Annotated in this window: 14 protein-coding genes; 10 read left to right on the top strand and 4 right to left on the bottom strand. The window is 70.1% G+C overall.

The window, feature by feature from the left end:
• Positions 1-48 precede the first annotated feature (48 nt).
• The 3 genes from ACIBHX_RS37325 to ACIBHX_RS37315 are packed head-to-tail and all read left to right on the top strand — an operon-like array spanning position 49 to position 3,268.
• A complete protein-coding gene (locus ACIBHX_RS37325) occupies positions 49-984 on the top strand; it encodes an ATP-binding cassette domain-containing protein (protein ID WP_397072155.1) in 936 nt (311 codons plus the stop codon).
• Positions 981-1,730 carry an ABC transporter permease gene (locus tag ACIBHX_RS37320; RefSeq protein WP_397072154.1) on the top strand — a complete coding sequence of 250 codons (750 nt, stop codon included), beginning with the start codon at positions 981-983 and terminating at the stop codon, positions 1,728-1,730. The genes ACIBHX_RS37325 and ACIBHX_RS37320 overlap by 4 nt, the downstream gene beginning before the upstream one ends.
• Entirely contained in the window at positions 1,727-3,268 is a 1,542-nt protein-coding gene (locus tag ACIBHX_RS37315; protein ID WP_397072153.1) for a CocE/NonD family hydrolase, read from the top strand. The genes ACIBHX_RS37320 and ACIBHX_RS37315 overlap by 4 nt, the downstream gene beginning before the upstream one ends.
• On the opposite strand, the gene ACIBHX_RS37310 is transcribed toward ACIBHX_RS37315, so the two are convergent.
• From ACIBHX_RS37310 to ACIBHX_RS37300, 3 genes are all read right to left on the bottom strand, one after another.
• Entirely contained in the window at positions 3,241-6,354 is a 3,114-nt protein-coding gene (locus ACIBHX_RS37310; RefSeq protein WP_397072152.1) for a BTAD domain-containing putative transcriptional regulator, read from the bottom strand. The genes ACIBHX_RS37315 and ACIBHX_RS37310 overlap by 28 nt on opposite strands.
• Before the next feature lie 230 nt (positions 6,355-6,584).
• On the bottom strand, positions 6,585-7,202 hold the full coding sequence (locus tag ACIBHX_RS37305) for a hypothetical protein (RefSeq protein WP_397072151.1): 618 nt from the start codon (positions 7,200-7,202) through the stop codon (positions 6,585-6,587).
• Positions 7,199-8,572, bottom strand: a complete 1,374-nt coding sequence (locus ACIBHX_RS37300; RefSeq protein ID WP_397072150.1) for a selenium-binding protein SBP56-related protein — start codon at positions 8,570-8,572, stop codon at positions 7,199-7,201. The genes ACIBHX_RS37305 and ACIBHX_RS37300 overlap by 4 nt, the downstream gene beginning before the upstream one ends.
• 87 nt (positions 8,573-8,659) lie before the next feature.
• Between ACIBHX_RS37300 and ACIBHX_RS37295 the strand changes: the two genes are divergently transcribed.
• Positions 8,660-9,871 (top strand): serine hydrolase domain-containing protein, encoded by a 1,212-nt coding sequence (locus tag ACIBHX_RS37295; RefSeq protein ID WP_397072149.1) that lies wholly within the window; start codon positions 8,660-8,662, stop codon positions 9,869-9,871.
• Positions 9,872-9,886: 15 nt separating this feature from the next.
• Positions 9,887-10,534 (top strand): leucine efflux protein LeuE, encoded by a 648-nt coding sequence (gene leuE / locus ACIBHX_RS37290; RefSeq protein WP_397072148.1) that lies wholly within the window; start codon positions 9,887-9,889, stop codon positions 10,532-10,534.
• On the opposite strand, the gene ACIBHX_RS37285 is transcribed toward leuE, so the two are convergent.
• Positions 10,472-11,038, bottom strand: coding sequence for an Lrp/AsnC family transcriptional regulator (locus ACIBHX_RS37285; RefSeq protein WP_397072147.1), 567 nt, complete (start codon positions 11,036-11,038; stop codon positions 10,472-10,474). The genes leuE and ACIBHX_RS37285 overlap by 63 nt on opposite strands.
• A gap of 93 nt (positions 11,039-11,131) precedes the next feature.
• Here ACIBHX_RS37285 and ACIBHX_RS37280 point away from each other — a divergent pair, with 93 nt between their 5' ends.
• The 5 genes from ACIBHX_RS37280 to ACIBHX_RS37260 all read left to right on the top strand — a co-directional run bounded on the left by ACIBHX_RS37280 (position 11,132) and on the right by ACIBHX_RS37260 (position 19,607).
• On the top strand, positions 11,132-11,803 hold the full coding sequence (locus ACIBHX_RS37280) for a nitroreductase family protein (protein ID WP_397072146.1): 672 nt from the start codon (positions 11,132-11,134) through the stop codon (positions 11,801-11,803).
• 77 nt (positions 11,804-11,880) lie between these two features.
• The gene (locus ACIBHX_RS37275) at positions 11,881-13,695 is read left to right on the top strand and encodes a M14 family zinc carboxypeptidase (RefSeq protein ID WP_397072145.1); all 1,815 of its coding nucleotides are present in this window, start codon (positions 11,881-11,883) and stop codon (positions 13,693-13,695) included.
• Between the two features lie 405 nt (positions 13,696-14,100).
• Positions 14,101-16,245, top strand: a complete 2,145-nt coding sequence (locus ACIBHX_RS37270; protein WP_397072144.1) for a glycosyl hydrolase family 18 protein — start codon at positions 14,101-14,103, stop codon at positions 16,243-16,245.
• A gap of 105 nt (positions 16,246-16,350) precedes the next feature.
• Positions 16,351-17,913 (top strand): chitinase, encoded by a 1,563-nt coding sequence (locus ACIBHX_RS37265; RefSeq protein ID WP_397072143.1) that lies wholly within the window; start codon positions 16,351-16,353, stop codon positions 17,911-17,913.
• A complete protein-coding gene (locus tag ACIBHX_RS37260; protein WP_397072142.1) occupies positions 17,910-19,607 on the top strand; it encodes a carbohydrate-binding protein in 1,698 nt (565 codons plus the stop codon). The genes ACIBHX_RS37265 and ACIBHX_RS37260 overlap by 4 nt, the downstream gene beginning before the upstream one ends.
• Positions 19,608-19,691 lie beyond the last annotated feature (84 nt).

The raw sequence follows: 19,691 nt of genomic DNA, 5'->3' as shown, positions 1-19,691 counted from the left end.
ACAGGTCGTTGCCAGGGGGTTGCCAGCCGGGTTCGGGAGCGTGGGGGCATGACCTACGCGATCGAAGCTGAAGGGCTTGTGAAGCGGTACGGCGACAAGGCCGCGCTGGACGGGATCGACCTGCGGGTCCGGGCCGGCACCGTGCTCGGAGTGCTGGGGCCGAACGGCGCGGGGAAGACCACGGCGGTGCGGATCCTGGCGACGCTCGCCGCTCCGGACGAGGGGCGGGCGCTGGTGGGCGGGTTCGACGTGACGCGGCAGGCCGCCAAGGTGCGGCAGCTGATCGGGTTGACCGGCCAGTACGCCTCGGTGGACGAGAAGCTCACCGGGACCCAGAACCTGGTGATGATCGGGCGGCTGCTCGGCTTGTCCCGCACCAGTGCGAAGGCCCGGGCGGCCGAGCTGCTCGAGAGGTTCTCCTTGACCGAGGCGGCGGCCAAGCAGGCCGGCGCGTACTCGGGCGGCATGCGCAGGAGGCTCGACCTGGCCGTCAGCTTGGTGAGCCGGCCGCGGATCCTGTTCCTCGACGAGCCGACCACCGGGCTGGACCCGCACGCCCGCAACGAGCTGTGGGACGTGGTCAGGGAACTGGTGGCCGACGGCGTGACCGTGCTGCTGACCACCCAGTATCTGGCGGAGGCCGACCAGCTGGCCGACGACCTGCTGGTCATCGACAACGGCAGGGTGGCGGCGAGCGGCAGCCCGGACGAGCTCAAGGCGCTGGCCGGCGGCCACCGCCTCGACCTCAAGCCGCTCAGGCGGGACGACGTCGAGAAGGCCGCCGGGATCCTCGGCGCGAAACCCGGCGAGGACGGCCGGCTGACCATCCCCATCCACGACCTCGCGGTGCCGCCCGCCGTACTCAGGAAGCTGGACGAGGCCGGGATCGTGCTCGCCGAGCACGCGCTGCGGCTGCCCTCGCTCGACGACGTCTTCCTCACGCTCACGGGCACCGACAAGACCCTGATGGGAGCCGGCAAGTGATCACCCAGAGCCTCACCCTCGCCTGGCGCAGCCTGGTCCCGCTGAAGAACAGCCCGGGGCAACTGATCAGCCTGCTGCTGCAGCCCGTGTTCATGATCGTGGTGTTCGTGTACCTGTTCGGCGGCTCGGGCGGCGACCGGGCGGGCGCCGTCATGTACATGCTTCCCGGCGTGCTGACCCAGGTGGCGCTGATCTCCACGATCGGCACCGGCATGAACCTGGCCACCGACATCGGCAACGGCGTCTTCGACCGGTTCAGGACGATGCCGATCGCCCGGCTGGCGCCGCTGGCCGGGCGGATCATGGCCGACCTGCTGACCCTGCTGATCACGATCGCGATGTCGCTGATCATCGGCTATGTCGTCGGGTTCCGTATCCAGACCGATCCGCTTCAGGCGCTGGCCGGGATCGGGCTGCTGGTGTTGTTCGCGATGGCGCTCAGCTGGGGCTCGGCCTGGATCGGCCTGAAGGCCAAGTCGGTCACCTCGATGCAGGGCATGGCCACCGCGGTGATCCTGCCGCTCACCTTCGGCAGCAGCGCCTTCATCCCCGCCACGCAGATGCCCGGCTGGCTGAGCTGGTGGATGGACGTCAACCCCGTCTCGCACCTGGCCGGCGCGCTGCGCGGGCTCATGGTGGGTGGCCTGCACGCCGCCGACGTCTGGATCACGCTCGGCTGGACCGCCGGCCTGGTCGTCGTCTTCGCCCCGCTCGCCCTGCGGGCCTACAACAGGAGAGTCAAGTGATCACCTCTGCCGAGACCATGACCGCCCGCGACGGCGTCGAGCTCGCCGCCACGCTGTGGCGCCCCGCCGCGCACGGCCGCTTCCCCGTCCTGCTCTCCAGGACCCCGTACGGCAGGGCCGAGGAGTCCGCCGGTTTCCACCTGAACGTGGCCCGCCTGGTCGAAGCGGGTTACGCCGTGGCACTCCAGGACGTGCGCGGCACCGGCGACTCGGCAGGCCGCTTCGAGTTCCTCGCCCACGAGGCGGAGGACGGCCACGACGCGGTCCGCTGGGCGGCCACCGCCCCCTGGTCCGACGGGAACGTCGGCATGTACGGGGACTCCTACCTGGGGATCACCCAGCTGCTGGCCGCCCAGGAGCAGCCGGAGGGCCTGCGCGCGATCGCCCCGCACGTCACCCCGGCAGGCCTGTACGAGATCGCCTACCGGCACGGCATCCCCCACCTGAACGTGACGCTGACCGTGGCGTATGTCGTCTTCGGCCTGAACGAGCTGCAGCGCCGCATCGCCCGCGGCGAAGCGGACCCGGCGGCGCTGGAGCGGTACACCGCGGTCATGCTGTCGCCCGAGCACGCCGAGCGGGACCCGATCAGCGACCAGCCGATGCTGGCCGACCTCGCCCCGTTCTTCGCCGAGTGGATGGACAACCCGGACCCGCGGGCAGAGCTGTGGAAGCGGGCGGTCGTCGAGCACGACAGGATCCGGGTGCCCGCGCTGATGAGCACCGGCTGGTACGACTACTTCGCCGAGGACACGATCGCCCACTTCCAGCGGCTCGACGACCGGTCACGCCTGATCGTGGGCCCGTGGACGCACTTCACCCGCGACAGGGAGATCTTCGGCCGCGACTACGGCGACCTGGCGAGCCAGGACGCGATCGACTGGACCGGGATCCACCTCGACTGGTTCGGCCAATGGCTGCGCGGCGAGCCGATGCACGACCACGACAGGGTCCGGTACTTCGTGATGGGCGGCGACGAGTGGCGCACGGCCCGGCACTGGCCGCCGCGGGAGGTGCGCCGCGTGCCGTACCACCTGGGTCAGGACGGGACTCTCGGCACCGCGCCGAAGAGCGGCGGCAGGGAGTTCGTCAGCGACCCCGGCGACCCGGTGCCCACGCTCGGCGGCGCGGTGATGGTCTTCGACGGGTTCGGGCCGCTCGACCAGCGGCCGCTCGACGGGCGCGCCGACGTGCTGCGCTACCAGACGGAGCCGCTGACAGCGGCGGTCGAGGTCGCGGGGCCGGTGGAGCTGGTCGCGCGCGTCTCCACCTCGGCCACGGCAGCGGACGTCACGGCCAAGCTGATCGACGTGCACCCCGACGGCCGGGCGGAGCTGCTGATCGACGGGATCGCCAGAGTCAGCGACACCGGCGAGACCAGGGTGGAGCTCGGCGAGATCGCGAACCGGTTCCTGCCGGGCCACCGGATCCGGGTGGATGTGGCGGGCTCCAACTTCCCGCGTTTCGCCAGGAACCCGCACAAGGGGACCACCACGGTCCACGCGCCGTCCTACCTGGTGCTGCCGATCAGCTCGTAGACCTCCTCGCGGGTCATCGCGCCGCCCCGGCCGTACAGCCGCTCGAACCGCTCTGAACCGAGGGTCTGCCTGGCCGACTCGGCCCCGGCGAGGGTGTCGGGCGCCTGGTCGGCGGGCTCGACCGCGGCGGACGCGCCGAACAGCACGGCCGCCCGCTCGGCGTCGCCGGCGGCCTGCTCGGCCAGCGCGAACCCGGCCAGCACGGCCGACAGCATCGGCAGGTCGGGGTTGTCGCCCAGCTTGTCCAGCGCGATCCTGTGCTGCTCGAGCGCCTGACCGCCGTCGCCGAGCTCGGCCAGGATCCGCCCGTACCCGGTGTGCACCGCGGCCACGAACTGCGGCACCGGCGGCGCGTCCACCAGCAGCCCGATCATCTCCTCGAACCCGGCCACGGCGCCGGCCAGGTCACCCCGCACGCGGCTCAACTGGCACTCGGCCAGCCCCAGCTGGATCAGCGCGAACACAGGCGTGTCCGCGTCGGCCATCGACCGGCACCTGGCCAGGTCCGCCCCGGCGCCCTCCAGATCGCCGGCCTGGACGCGCAGCGAGGCCAGCCGGGTCAGCGACGAGATCCGCTCCATCGGGCTGACCCACTCGAACGTCAGCGACCCGGCCTCCGCGATCAGATCGTCGGTCGGCGCGCCCCTGGCCGCCCGCATGAACGCCAGCCCGAGCAGCGCCTCGCTCAGCCCCCACCGGTCGCCCAGCTTCCTGAAGGCGGCCGCCGCCTGTTCCAGCCCCTCCTCGCTGCGCCCGCCCGGCGGCCCGATCATCCTCGCGCAAGCCGCCAGCCACGGGTCGTCGGACTCCAGGTAACGCCCGACCAGTTCGGTGGCGTATTCGTCCTGTCCGGAGGCGGACGCCATCACGACCCGGCTGATGAGCAGCAGCGGATGCACGGGCCCCTCGCGCTCGGCAGCGTCGACCAGCTCCTCCATCTCCGCCGCCAGCCGCTCCATGGCTCCCTTGTCGCTGACCAGCTCGCCGAACAGGCTGACCCCATAGGCGAACCGGCACGCCACGTACGCCCGCACCAGCCCCTCGGGCGGCCGGTTGCCGGCCAGCTCCATCGCCCTGGTGGCCCACGCCGCCGACTCCTGGTGGTAGCCGCCCATCCACCAGAACCAGTTCAGCGCCGCGCACAGCCGCAGAGAGATCTCGACGTCGCCCGTCTCGTGCGCCCAGTGCAGCGCCGCCGCCCAGTTGTCGCGCTCGGCCGTCAGCCGCTCCATCCACTCCAGCTGCGTCGCCGTCCGCAGCTCGGGCACCGCGCGCTCGGCCAGCTCCATGAGGTGTACGGCGTGGCGGCGCCGATACTCCGCCTCCTCGCCCGACTCAGACAGCCGCTCGAGCGCGTAGGCGCGGATCGTCTCCAGCATCGTGTAGCGGCCGCCCCCGTCATGAACACCGGCCACCTGGACCAGCGACTTGTCCACCAGCGCGCCGAGCACGTCGGGTGTGGCGTCGCACACCGCCTCCACCGACTCAAGCCCGGCGCCGCCCGCGAACACCGCCAGGCGCCGCGCCAGCGTCCGCTCCTGGCCGTCCAGCAGGTCCCAGCTCCACTCGACCACCGCGCGCAGCGTCTGCTGGCGCGGCAACGCCGTCCGGCTGCCGCCGGTGAGCAGCCGGAAGCGGTCGTCGAGGCGGTCGGCCAGCTGCCTGGCCGTCATCGTGCGCAGCCGGGCGGCGGCCAGCTCGATCGCCAGCGGCATCCCGTCGAGCCTGCGGCACAGCGACACCACGGCCTCGGTGTTGCCGGCGTCCAGCGCGAAGTTCGCGGCCCGGTCGATCAGCAGCCGCACCGCCGGGTATCCGACTGCCAGCTCGGCAGGCACGCCCATCGGCGGCAGCTCGAGCGACGGGATCGGGGCGAGCCGCTCGCCCGGCACGTTCAGCGGCTCCCGGCTGGTGGCCAGCACGCGCAGGCCGGGGCAGTCGGCCAGCAGCGACTCGGTCAGCGTGGCGGCCGCGTCGACCAGATGCTCGCAGTTGTCCAGCACGATGACCGCGCGGTGGTGGCCGAGCGCGTCCACCACCCGGGCCAGCGGTCCGTCCACGACCCGGGCCGGCGCTCCGTCCGCCTGCCGGGTGGGGTCCGGGTGCAGGCTGGGCAGGCCCTCGCGCAGGCCGAGCGCGTCCAGCACCGCGGCGGGCAGGCCGCCGGGGTCGGTGATCGGGGCCAGCTCGACGATCCAGCCGGGCGTCATGCGCAGCGCCGCCTCGGTGGCCAGCCTGGTCTTGCCCGCGCCGCCGGGTCCGACGATCGTCACCAGCCTGGCCTCGCCGAGCAGGCCCGTGAGCTGGGCCAGCTCGTCCTCTCTGCCGATGAAGCTGGTCAGCGGCCTGCGCAGGTTGCTCCTGGGCAGCGCGCCGTTTTCCGGTGGGGCGGGTTCCGGTACGGCCTGCCGTACCGGAACGTGGCGGGGGAGCTCGCCCGTGAGAACGGAGAGGTGGGCGTCGCGCAAGTCGGGACCGGGGTCGACGCCCAGCTCGTCGGCGAGCCTGGCGCGGGTCCGCTCGAAGAGGGCCAGCGCGTCGGCCTGGCGGCCGTCGGCGGCCAGCGCGCGCATGGCCAGGGCCGCGAGCCGCTCGCGCAGCGGATGCGCGGCCACCTCCGCCAGCAGGTCGAGACCGGCCGTCCTGCCCTGCTGGAGCAGCGACTCGACGGCGGACAGGCGCTCGTCCTCCAGGGAAGCGGCCACGTTGGCCAGGTGCGGGACCGAAGTGAGCCCGGCCAGCGCGGGCCCGCGCCACAGCGCCAGCGCCGCTTCGGGATCCTGCCTGGCCAGGCGGCCGAACCGGAGCGCGTCGACGTCGTCGGCCGGGACCGCCAGCACGTAGCCCCCGGGGCGGCTCCGCACGACCTCGGCCGGTCGCAGCGCCGCGCGCAGCCGCCTGACCAGGGTCTGCAGGGCGTTGGCCGCGTTGGCGGGCGGCTCGCCCGGCCACAGCGCGTCGATCAGGCGCTCGGCGGTGACGGTACGGCCTGCCTCCAGCGCCAGCAGGGCGAGCAGCGTACGTACGCGGAACCCGCCGACGGCCACCGGGCCCGTCTCGCCCTCGACCTCCAGTGCCCCCAGCATGGATATCCGCACAGGTCTCATCCTGCCGTGCCGATGGGGGTAGTACGGCTCGCGCGGCCACCCCTAGCCGCACGAGCCGTACTCCACCATCAAACGGTGGACCCGCTGAACAGCAGCGCCGCCAGCCCCGGCGCGAGCAGCAGGCTCACCGCCGTCGCGGTGGCGAAGACGCCTACCGGACGTCGGCCCGCCTCCCTCATCGAGGAAGCGCGCCTGATTTCATACTAAACCTAGGGGGAATTCGGGTAAAGCCCCATCGTGAGGGTGATCGCGCCCGCGCACACCAGCGCCACCGCCCACATCCTGTCCAGGTTGAACCAGGCCCTGCGCAGGATCTTCAGCCCGACCACCTCGTAGACGACCAGCGCGATCGTGCCCGCGACCACGAACATCGCCAGCGTGTGCAGCGCCGCGACGGCCAGGCCCCCTGCGAGCGCGCCGTGGTGGTGTCCCGCGCTCTGCAGCCCGGTGAAGACGGGCAGCAGCATCAGGCCCGCGCCGTGCGCCGAGGACATCAGGAACGACCACGCGGCCAGCTGCGGCAGCGTCAGCCGCATGCCCACCCAGCGGAAGTGCCGGGTGGACAGCAGCCGCCACAGGCCGAACCCCACCAGCACCACGCCGCCGCCGATCGACAGCACGCTCCCGGTGACCAGCGAGCCCGTGGCGCTCACCACGAGCGCCACCGCGGCCACCGAGGCGAGGTGGCCGAGCGCGATCACCGGGATCGACTGCAGGAGCAGGTCGCGGCTGCGTTCCTGCAGGCCGCGGGCCACGGCGAAGAGCCAGCCCATGGCCGGGTTCAGGCCGTGGAAGGCGCCGAGGAGCAGGACGGCCGCGATCGTCACGGGTAACAGTAGGAGTCGGACGAGGCGTCCCCGCCCTGCAGGCGCACCTGGTGCGGGCGCAGGCCGCGGAAGTCGTCGCCGTGCGGGAAGAAGTTCTTGTCGAAGGTGAAGCCGTCGGCGTCGACCCTGGCCAGCCAGGCGCCCACCCCCTCGGGGTAGAACTGGTCGTCCCACGCGCCGTACAGCGAGTTGGTGAAGTAGACCCGCTTGCCGTCGCGGCTCACCTCGACCATCTGCGGGCCGCCGCTGAGAGGCTGATCCAACGACGGATGCGGCTTTTTGCCGACAATTCCGCCTATGCGGACACTGCCGAGCTCCACCGGCTTGTGCGGGTCCGAGACGTCGTACTGTTTGAGCTCGCCTGTGCCCCAGCAGGAGACGTACAGTCGCTGGTCGTCCACGGACAGGTCGATGTCGGTCACCAGCGGCGGCACGGCGCCGAAGGGCTGCAGGATCGGCGGCAGGTCCGCGGCATCGGCCGGCTCCGCCGGGATCGTGATGACCTTGCGGACCTGCCAGCGGTCGTTCTCGCGGAACCACAGCCACACCGACGCCGACAGGTCCTCCACGCTGGTGACCACGCCCACGAAGCCGTACAGCTTGGTCGGGTCGTGCGCGGGCCGCAGTTCGAGCGTCATCTGGTACTGGTCGCCCAGGTCCACCTCCTGGACGTGGCGGCGCTTGCGCAGGTCCCAGAAGTGCAGCTTGTGGCCGTACTTGCGGCCGAGCAGGAGTTCGCCGACCAGCCCGTCCTCGAGCATCGACGGCGTCCCCCACTCCGAGGAGACCAGCACGTCGTAGTTGATGTGCCACCAGAAGTCGTAGGCCAGGTACTGCGGCCCGCGGTCGACCTCCCACCGGCCGAGCACGTCGAAGGAGGTGTGGTCCATGATCGCGATCCCGCCGGGGCCCTCCTCGCCGTTGGCCCCGCCCAGCGCCGAGACGTACAGCCCCTCGGGGCCGCAGTGCACGGTGTGCGGGCGGGAGTACCCGGCCCGCTTGGCCAGCTCCTCCGGCTCGATCACCTTGACCAGCTCCGGGCTCACCCGGTCCTTGGTGTCGTAGATGTGGATGCGGGACGACCTGATCCCCGGCACGACGAGATAGCGGCGCTCGACGTGCGGGTGCGGGGCATAGGGGCACAGCGCGCTGCTGCACGCGTTCCACCCGAAGTGATGCAGCTCGTCGCCGGTGTTGGGCAGGTCGGTCCAGCCCACGACCTCTCCGGTGTCGGTGTCGATCACGGCTATCGCGTCGGGCTTCTGCGCCTGCCTGTCGAAGGCGACGACGTAGGCGCGCTTCTCCGCGGGCGCTTCGGCCGCGTCTCTCGGAGAGGGATAGAACGTGGGATCCGGAGTCCAGAGCGTCATGACTTCTACACATTCATCGATTACCTACAGGGTCAATAGGTTTGTAAAGAGGTTTACAGTCTTCGACCTTTATGATGAATTCGGGAAATGACGGCACAAGGGACCTGCGACCCCCGATTCTCCCAGGTCGCGGAGGAGTTCGAGCGGAACCTCGCCGACCGTGGCGAGGTGGGCGCCTCGGTGTGCGTGATCCTCGACGGCGAGGTCGTCGTCGACCTGTGGGGCGGCGAAGCCGTACCCGGCGAACCCTGGCGGCGCGACACCATCGGGCACGTCTGGTCCTGCACCAAGGGCGCCACCGCCCTCTGCGCGCACCTGCTGGCCGCGCGCGGTGACCTCGACCTCGACGCGCCGGTGACCCGCTACTGGCCCGAGTACGGCGTGCGGGGCAAGAGCGGGACGCTGGTCAGGCACTTACTCGCGCACCAGGCGGGACTCCCCGCGCTGCGGGAGCCGCTGCCCCCCAACGCCTTCTTCGACTGGAAGCTCATGGTCGAGCGGCTGGCCGCCGAGGAGCCGTTCTGGGAGCCGGGCACCAGGCACGGCTACCACGGCCTCACGTTCGGGTTCCTCGTGGGAGAGGTCATCAGGCGGGTCAGCGGGCGCTCCCTGGGCACGTTCTTCCGTGAGGAGGTGGCCGAGCCGCTCGGGCTGGACTTCTGGCTCGGGCTGCCCGAGTCGGAGGAGGGGCGGGTCGCGCCCACGATCCCGGCCGATCCTCCGGCCGAGCCGCCGTCGTTCTACCTGCGGGCCTTCTCCGAGCCCGGCTCGCCGCAGGCTCTGCTGTTCACCAACACCGGCGGCTACATGGGCGCGTCCGACGCCGCCGGGTCCGCGATGATGTCCGACACGCGCGAGGCGCACGCCGCCGAGTACGGCGCGATCGGCGCGATCACGAACGCCCGCGGGCTCGCCGGGATGTACCGGCCGCTGGCCGAGGGGCGCCTGCTGCCGGTCGAGCAGCGGACGATCATGTCCACCACGACCTCGGCGGGCATGGACGCGGTGCTGCTCGTGCCGACCCGCTTCGGGCTGGGCGTCATGCGGTCGGTGGACAACCGGTACCTGCCTCCGGCCGACAGCGAGGGCGCGATGATGTCGACCACGGCCTTCGGTCACTCGGGGATGGGCGGCTCGGCCGGGTTCTGCGATCCTCCGCTGCGGCTGGCGTTCGGATACACGATGAACAAGCAGGGTGCGGGGCTGGGCATCAACCCGCGGGGACAGGCTCTGGTGGATGCGACATATCGGTCACTCGGGTACGACCAACTCGGGGGAGGAATTTGGTATCGGTCCTGAAATATCGTGGGATGCATGTTCTTCGGCATCATCGACATCTGGAAGTATGTCGTCGGCGCGTTCCTGATCATTCTGCTGCCGGGACCGAACTCGCTGTACGTGCTGAGCCTGTCCGCGCAGCGAGGAGTCCGCCAGGGCTACACGGCCGCCGCCGGGGTCTTCATCGGCGACACGGTCCTCATGCTGCTCACGGCCGCGGGCGCCGCCTCGCTGCTCAAGTCCAGCCCGATCCTGTTCACGATCGTGAAGTACGCGGGTGCGGGCTACCTCGCCTACATCGGCTTCCAGATGATCCGCTCGGCCTGGCGCTCCTGGCGTCACCCCGAGACGCTGTCCGCTGAGCCGGTCGAGGTGCCGAAGGCCCACCCCTTCCGCAAGGCGCTCACGATCAGCCTGCTCAACCCGAAGGCGATCCTGTTCTTCCTCTCCTTCTTCGTCCAGTTCGTGGACCCGGGCTACAGCGCTCCGGCCCTGTCGTTCCTCATCCTCGGCGGCATCATCCAGGTCTTCAGCGTCCTCTACCTGACGACACTGATCTTCGGCGGCACCTTCCTGGCCGGGCAGTTCCGCGCCCGCAGGAAGCTCTCGGCCGGTCTCACGTCAGGAGTCGGCGCCCTCTTCCTGGGCTTCGGCGCCAAGCTGGCCACCAGTTCCCTGTCCTGACGCCTGCGCTCCCTGGCTCCGGTCCCGTACCTGGACAAGCGCGGCAAGCGGCTCGACCCGGTAGGGGACCACCGGCGACAGGGTGATGACCGTGGTGCTGCGCCGTACTCCCGGGATGGCCAGCATGCGGTCGATGACCTGCTGGATGTGCTCGTGGTCGCGCCCGGCGATCCTGCACCACACGTCGCCCGGGCCCGTCACGATGTAGGCCTCCAGGAGCTCGGGAATCGCCGCGAGCGCGCGGGAGATCTCCGTACGGCCGGCCTGCTCGACCTCCAGCGTGGTGAAGGCCTGCACCGGGTGGCCGAGCGCGGCGGGGGAGAGGGAGGGACCGAAGTCGGTGATCACGCCGTCGGCCACCAGGCGGTCGAGGCGGGCCTGGACGGTGCCGCGGGCGACGTCCAGCAGGCGCGCCAGCTCCAGCAGCCCGGCGCGGGGCCGCTCGCGGACCAGGCGGAGGATGCTCAGGTCGAGATCGTCGAGCCCGTGACGTCGTGCTGGCATATCAGACACCTAAACTCGGCTATAGCTGTAAAAATGGCAGTATAGGCGAACGAGTGTTGTCACGCTGGATAGCAGGGCATAAGACTGGCTGGCATGCATGAGTACCCGTTCGTCCCCTACAGGCCCGAGCGCTACCCCGAGGACGAGATGGTCAAGCGCGGCCGTGAGTTCTACGAGCTCGTCGACCGCCGCCGCAGCGTCCGGTTCTTCTCCGGCGAGCCGGTCCCGCGCGAGTGTGTGGAACTGGCCGTGCTGGCCGCCAACACCGCGCCGTCGGGCGCCCACCAGCAACCGTGGACGTTCGTGCTGGTCGGCGACCCGGCCACCAAACGCCGCATCAGGGAGGCCGCCGAGGTGGAGGAACGGCAGAACTACGAGGGCGGCCGCCTGCCGCCGGAATGGCGCGAGGCGCTGGCCCCCTTGGGGACCGGCTCCGACAAGTCCTTTCTGGAAACGGTCCCGTGGCTGGTGGTCTGCTTCGCGCAGAAGTACGGCACCCGCCCCGACGGCACCCGCGTCAAGCACTACTACGTCAACGAGAGCGTGGGCATCGCCTGCGGCCTGTTCATCACGGCGTTGCACACGATGGGCCTGTCCACGCTCACCCACACGCCCAACCCGATGGCCTTCCTCAGCGAGATCTGCGAGCGCCCGGCGAGCGAGCGGCCGTACATCCTGTTCCCCGTCGGCTACGCGGCGCCCGACGCGGAGGTGCCCGACCTGGCCCGCAAACCTCTCGATCGGGCCCTGGTGAGCCGGCCGTAAAGTTGGGCCTTTTTCGGTTGGCGTTTGTTCTTCACCCTCGGTGCAGGCGCGTGTCAACCACCCACGAGGAGGGCCCAGTGAGACGCCGATTAGCCATCCTGATCGCCGTTCTGGGGTTGTTCTGCCTGAGCGGCATCAACCCCGCGGCCGCCGCGGAACCACCCGCCAACAAGCAGTACCGGGTCCAGGGGCCCGCCGACGCGCGGCAGCGCAGCGCCGTCGCCGCCACCGGAGCCGCCATCGAAGAGGTGACGAAGGACTCGGTCCTGGTCACCGCCACGGAAGCCGAGGTGGCCGCGATCAAGCGGCTCGGCTTCCGGGTCGCGGAGGTGCCGCGCCCGTTATCCCCGTCCGCCGATGTGACACCCTTTGACTTCCCGCCGGCGGACTCGGGCTACCACAACTACGCGGAGATGACCGCGGACGTGAACGCGCTGGTCGCCGCGCATCCGGCCATCGCCAGCAAGTTCACCTACGGCACGTCCTACGAGGGCAGGCAGCTGATCGGCGTCAAGATCAGCGACAACGTCGGTACCGACGAGAACGAGCCCGAGGTGCTCTTCACCGCTCACCAGCACGCGCGCGAGCACCTCACGGTCGAGATGGCGCTGTACATCATGCACCTGCTCGCCGACAACTACGGCTCCGACGCTCGCATCACGAACCTGGTCAACAGCCGGGAAATCTGGATTCTGCCGGACCTTAATCCGGACGGCGGCGAGTACGACATCGCGACCGGCAGCTACCGCTCGTGGCGCAAGAACCGCCAGCCCCCGAACGGCACCGACCTGAACCGCAACTGGGCCTACAACTGGGGCTGCTGCGGCGGCTCGTCCGGTTCGACCACCAGCGAGACCTACCGCGGCCCCTCCGCCGAGTCGGCGCCCGAGGTCAAGGCCACCGCGGACTTCGTGCGCAGCCGGGTCGTGAACGGCGTCCAGCAGATCAAGACGAACATCGACTGGCATACCTACAGCGAGCTCATCCTGTGGCCGTACGGCTACACCTACAACGACACGGCCCCCGGCATGACCCAGGACGACCACGACGCGTTCGCCACGCTGGGCCAGAACATGGCCTCGACCAACGGCTACACGCCCGAGCAGGCCAGCGACCTGTACATCACCGACGGCAGCATCGACGACTGGCTGTGGGGCGTCTACAAGATCTTCAGCTTCACCTTCGAGATGTACCCGACCGGCGCCAACCCGGGCTTCTACCCGCCCGACGAGCAGATCGTCCCGCAGACGACGCGGAACAAGGAGGCCGTGCTCCGCTTCCTGGAGTACTCCGACTGCGTCTACCGCATCATCGGCAAGGAGCCCCAGTACTGCGGCACCGGCAACCCGCCCACGACCGTCTACTCCGACACCTTCGAGACGAACACCGGCTGGACCACGAACCCATCGGGCACCGACACGGCCACCACGGGCCAGTGGGAGCGCGGCGTCCCCCAGGCGACCAACTCCTCCGGCGCCAAGCAGCTCGGCACCACGGTCAGCGGCACCAACGACCTGGTGACGGGACGCCTGGCCGGCGCGTCGGCCGGTGACTACGACATCGACGGCGGCGTGACCTCGATCCAGTCGCCGCCGATCACGCTGCCCAGCACCGGCACGCTGACGCTGTCACTGTCGTGGTATCTGGCCCACGGCTCCAACGCCTCCAGCGCGGACTACTTCAGGGTCAGGGTCGTCGGCAACACCACGACCACGGTGTTCCAGCAGGCCGGCGCGGCCTCCAACCGCAACGGCGCCTGGGCCGCGGCCACCGCCAACCTGACGTCCTACGCGGGCCAGACGGTCCGCATCCTCATCGACGCCGCCGACGCGTCCTCGGCCTCCCTGGTCGAAGCCGGGGTCGACGACGTCAAGATCACTCAGCAGCAGTAAGCGTCCCGCTCCGCCACGCCCCGCCGCGCGCCCCCCTGTGCGGCGGGGCGTGGTCTTCTCGCGTTACGGCAAGCCGCCCCACCCACCACCCGCCGCCGCGGGCGCGCCTCCGCAGGTTCCACGCCAGGCAGTCTGACGGCCCGCCCGCCGTTACGGAGCGACCGCACCCCGGCACGCTGGGTTTCGACGCGGGGTCGAATTGGGTCTTGTAAGCAATCCCTGTCAAGGCTACGATCGCGACAACTGTTAGGAAACTTTCTTAAAAGAAATCATGAATCGGGACAGTGATGGCTCGATCACCTCCGGATATTCCGGTCGCTAGCTGCGGAAATGGATGACTCTCTCACCACGACGGAAGTTACGGGTCGTGGACACCCCCTGAGTTCCCCAGCCATGGGAGCGATCATGCGGCGCAGCCGTCCCTTACTCACCCTGACTGCTCTGGCAAGCCTCCTCCTCGCCCTCCTCGTCCCCGGCTCGGCGCACGCGGCCACTCCCAGAGGAACCGAGGTCACCCAAGCGCTCGCGGCAGCCCCCGCCTGGCAGCCGTGGACCGCCTACGCCACAGGCGCGCACGTCACGTACAACGGCACCGAATACGAATGCATCCAGGGGCACACCTCCCAGCCGGACTGGACTCCGCCCGCCGTACCGGCGCTGTGGAAGCCGGCCACCGGAACCCCCGGAGACACGACCAAGCCGAGCGTCCCCGCCAACCTCAGGTCGCCCGCCCAGGGCAACACCACGATCGACCTGGCCTGGGACGCCTCCACCGACAACTCGGGCAGCATCAAGGAGTACCGGGTCTACGAGGGCGCCACGCTGGTCAAGACCAGTACGACCACGTCCACCCAGGTCACCGGCCTGAGCCCGAACACCGGCCACACCTACACGGTCACCGCGGTCGACCCGTCGAACAACGAGTCGGACAAGAGCGCCCCTGTCACCGCGAAGACCACCAACACCGGCGGTGACACCACCAAGCCCACCGTGCCCGGCAACCTGCGCTCGCCCGCGCAGACCTCGATCACGATCGACCTGGCCTGGGACGCCTCGACGGACAACAGCGGCTCGATCAAGGAGTACCGAGTCTACGAGGGCGCCACGCTGGTCAAGACCAGTACGACCACGTCCACCCAGGTCACCGGGCTGAACCCGAACACCGGCCACACCTACACGGTCACCGCCGTGGACCCCTCCAACAACGAGTCCGACAAGAGCGCGCCCGTCACCGCCTCCACCAAACCGGACACCGGCGGCGGCACGTACAACAAGGTCGGATATTTCGTCCAGTGGGGCATCTACGGCCGCGGCTACCTGGTGAAGAACCTGGACACGACCGGAGCCGCCGCCAAGCTCACCCACATCAACTACGCCTTCAGCAACGTCAACTCGAGCTCGCTCACCTGCATGAACGGCGTGGACAAGGCCACCAGCCCGAACCCGCAGGACCCCAACCAGGGCGACGGCGCCGGTGACGCGTGGGCCGACTACGGCAAGGGCTTCTCGGCGGGCGAGTCCGTCGACGGCCAGGCCGACGCCTGGGACGCCAAGCTGGCGGGAAACTTCGGCCAGCTCAAGAAGCTCAAGGCGAAGTACCCGAACCTGAGGACGCTGATCTCGGTCGGCGGCTGGACGTACTCCAAGTACTTCTCCGACCTGGCCTCCACCGACGCCAGGCGCAAGGCCTTCGTCAAGTCGTGCATCGACATGTACATCAAGGGCAACCTGCCGGCCTATTCAGGCAGAGGTGGCGACGGCGCGGCGGCCGGCGTCTTCGACGGCATCGACGTCGACTGGGAGTGGCCGGGCGCCGAGGGGCACCCGGGCAACCACGTGAGCCCGAACGACAAGGCCAACCTGACGCTGCTGCTGCAGGAGTTCCGCACCCAGCTCGACGCGCTCGGCGCGACGACGGGCAAGCACTACCTGCTGACCGCGTTCACCCCCGCCGACCCCGTCAAGATCGACGCCGGCTGGGACCTGTCGAAGATCTTCAGCTCCCTGGACTTCGCCAACGCCCAGGGCTACGACTTCCACGGCGCAGGCAGCGACAACTCCTGGGAGCCCAACCGCACCGGCCACCAGGGCAACCTCTACCTGGACACCGACAGCCCGTACAGCCCGGACTTCTCCGTCGACAAGGCCGTCCAGAAGTACCTGGACGCCGGGGTGAACCCGCGCAAGCTGACCATCGGCCTGGCCTACTACGGCCGCGGCTGGCAGCAGGTCACCGACGGCGGCAAGTTCGGCGAGTGGCAGGACGCGCACGGCGCGGCCCCGGGCCAGTTCCAGGAGGAGGCGGGCACCCGCGGCTACAGCAACCTGCTGGCCAGCGTCCCGAACTGCACCATCCGCCACGACGAGCAGTCGATCGCCACGTACTGCTTCACCGGCAACGGCGGCCAGTGGTGGACGTTCGACGACCCCTGGTCCATCGGCAAGAAGACCGCATACATCAAGGCCAAGGGCCTGCTCGGCGCCATGATCTGGGAGATGTCCGGCGACCCCGGCGTCCTCACCACGGCGCTGGACTCGGGCCTGCGCTGACACCTCCCGACCGGCCCGCGCCGCCTCCGCGGGCCGTGCCGTACGGCTTGCGTTCTCACCCCCCGGCGCAAGCCGTACGGCACGCCACTCCGTGAAGGAACCACCGTGAAATCACGCGCATTGTCGTGGGCCGTCGCGCTCACCCTCATCGCGCTGTTCGCCTCTCCCGCCGTGGCGGCCGGATCGCCCACCGCCACCTTCACCAAGACCTCCGACTGGGGCTCCGGCTTCGAGGGCAAGGTCACCATCGCCAACGGCGGCTCGACCCCGCTGAGCTGGAACGTCCAGTTCGACGTCCCCGCCGGGTTCTCGATCCCGTCCGCCTGGGACGCTCAGCTGTCCCGCAGCGGCCAGCACTACACCTTCATCCCGCCGTCCTGGGCGGGCCCGCTGGTGCCCGGCGCCTCGGCGTCGTTCGGCTTCAACGGCAGCCCGGGCAACTTCCCCGGCATCTCCAACTGCACGCTCAACGGCGCTCCCTGCGGCGGCGGCCCCTCGCAGCCCGGCGTCCCCGGCGCCCCGGGCCCCGTCAGCGCCACGTCCACCACCTCGTCGATCTCCCTGTCCTGGGGTACGGCAAGCGGCACCGTGACCGGTTACCGGGTCTACGAGGGCACCGCCGTCAAGGCCACCGTGACGGGGACGAGCGCCACGATCTCCGGGCTCGGCACCTGCGAGACGCACACGTACAACGTCAAGGCCTACAACGACGTGGGCGAGTCGGCCGGCACCTCCACCACCGCGGCCACGGCGGGATGCACCAGCGGCCCGCTGCCCCGCCACTTCCTGACCGGCTACTGGCAGAACTTCACCAACCCCGCCACCCCGCTGAGACTGTCGGCGGTCCCCGACGAGTACGACCTGGTCGCCGTCGCCTTCGGCGAGTCCACGAGCACGCCAGGCCAGGTGAAATTCGGCCTCGACCCCGGTCTGTCGAGCGCGCTCGGCGGCTACACGGACGCCCAGTTCAAGGCCGACGTGGCCGCCCTGCACCAGCGCGGCAAGAAGGTGATCCTGTCGGTCGGTGGCGAGAAGGGCGACATCCAGGTCTCCAGCTCGGCCGCGGCCACCGCGTTCGCCGACTCCGTCTACTCGATCATGCAGGGCTACGGCTTCGACGGCGTGGACATCGACCTGGAGAACGGCCTCAACGCTGCCTCCATGGGCCAGGCCCTGCGCGCGCTGCGGACCAGGGCGGGCTCCGGGCTGATCATCACCATGGCCCCGCAGACGATCGACATGCAGTCCACCGGCACGCAGTACTTCCAGCTCGCGCTGACCATCAAGGACATCCTCACGGTCGTCCACATGCAGTACTACAACTCCGGCGCGATGCTCGGCTGCGACCAGAACGCGGCCTACTCGCAGGGCACGGTCAACTTCATGACCGCGCTGGCCTGCATCCAGCTGGAGAACGGCCTGCGGCCCGACCAGGTGGCGCTCGGCCTGCCCGCGGGGCCGGGCGCGGCCGGCGGCGGGGTCGTCTCGCCCACCCTGGTCAACCAGGCGCTCGACTGCCTGGCCAAGCACGCGAGCTGCGGTTCCTTCGTGCCCCCGCACACCTACCCGGACATCAGGGGCGCCATGACCTGGTCCATCAACTGGGACGCAAGTAACGGCTGGAACTTCTCGAGAACCGTCAAACCCCACCTCCAGGGAATGCCATGAAATTTCGTAGCAAGGTCCTGTACTTACTGACCGCCGCCGCGCTGGGCGCCGCGGGCATGGCCTCCGCGCCCGCGCAGGCGTCCGTGGCGAGGACGGCCTCGGCCGCCCAGGTCGCCGCCTACGCCGCGTGGGCGCCGTGGACCGCCTACAAGGTCGGCGACCGGGTCACCTACAACGGCTCCGACTACGAGTGCATCCAGGCCCACACCTCACAGCCCGACTGGACCCCGTCGGCCGTGCCCGCCCTGTGGAAACCGGTCACCGGCGGCGGCGACAACCAGGCTCCGAGCGTGCCCGGCAACCTGCACTCCACCGCGACCACCTCCACCAGCATCTCCCTGGCGTGGAACGCCTCCACCGACAACGTCGGCGTCACCGGCTACGACGTCTACCGGGGCAGCACCAAGGTGACGACGGCGACGGGCACGTCGTACACCGACACGGGCCTGACCGCCGCGACCAGCTACACCTACACGGTCCGAGCCCGCGACGCGGCGGGCAACGTCTCCGACCCGAGCGCCGCGCTCACGGTCTCCACCTCGGGCAACAGCGGCGCCCCCGGCCAGCCGGGCGCGGCCACCGCCACCTCGACGAACACCTCGATCTCCCTGTCGTGGGGCGCCTCGAGCGGGACCGTAACCGGCTACCGCGTCTACGAGGGCAGCACGGTCAAGGCCACGGTCACCGGGACCAGCGCCACGATCTCCGGGCTCGGCACCTGCGAGAACCACACCTACACGATCAAGGCCTACAACTCGGCCGGTGAATCGGCCGGGCGTGACGTGTCGGCCACCACCACCGGCTGCACCGGCGGCGGCACCAAGCTGCCCGGCGCGCCGTACCTCTACATGGGCTGGGGCAACCCGCCCGCGCCCGGCACGGTGATGGACGCGACCGGCGTCAAGTCGTTCACGATGGCGTTCATGCTGTCCAGCGGCGGCTGCAACCCGGCATGGGACGGCCAGCGCCCGCTGACCGGCGGCGCCGACCAGCAGGCCATCAACGCGATCAAGGCCAAGGGCGGCAGCGTCCAGATCTCCTTCGGCGGCTGGCAGGGCAACAAGCTCGGCCCGAACTGCTCCTCCGCCTCGGCCTTCGCCGGCGCCGTGCAGCAGGTGATCACCGCGCTCGGCCCCGCGGTCGTGGACTTCGACATCGAGAACACCGACGAGATGGAGAACGAGACAGTCCAGGACCGCATCCTCGGCGGCATCAAGATCGTCAAGCAGAACAACCCGAACGTCAAGGCGGTCGTCACCATCGGCACCACCACCTCGGGCCCGAACTACTACGGCACCCGCCTGATCAACCAGTCCAAGGCGCTCGGCGTGCCGATCGACAACTACACGATCATGCCGTTCGACTTCGGCGGCGGCGCCAACATGTACCAGAACACCGTCAACGCCTCGGAGGGGCTGAAGACCGCGCTGAAGAACGCCTTCGGCTGGACCGACGCCCAGGCGTACGCGCACATGGGCATCTCCGGCATGAACGGCCTGTCGGACCAGCAGGAGCTCACCAACCAGTCGACCTGGACCCAGATCCGCGACTGGGCCAACTCCAGGGGCCTGACGCGCCTGGCGTTCTGGTCGACCAACCGTGACCGTCCTTGCCCCGGCGGCGGCGTCCAGGAGGCCTGCAGCGGCATCGCCCAGGCCGACTGGGAGTTCACCAAGATCACCGCCGGCTTCTAGCGGCCGCTTTCGTGTACGGCTTGCGCCCCCGACCCCACGGGCGCAAGCCGTACCCCTTGTCCCACGACGCTCCGCCCCCACCCC

Origin of the sequence: Nonomuraea sp. NPDC050536 (genome assembly GCF_044457685.1) — a bacterium.
Classification (GTDB): Bacteria; Actinomycetota; Actinomycetes; order Streptosporangiales; family Streptosporangiaceae; genus Nonomuraea.
This window is presented reverse-complemented; position numbering and strand designations above follow the sequence as displayed.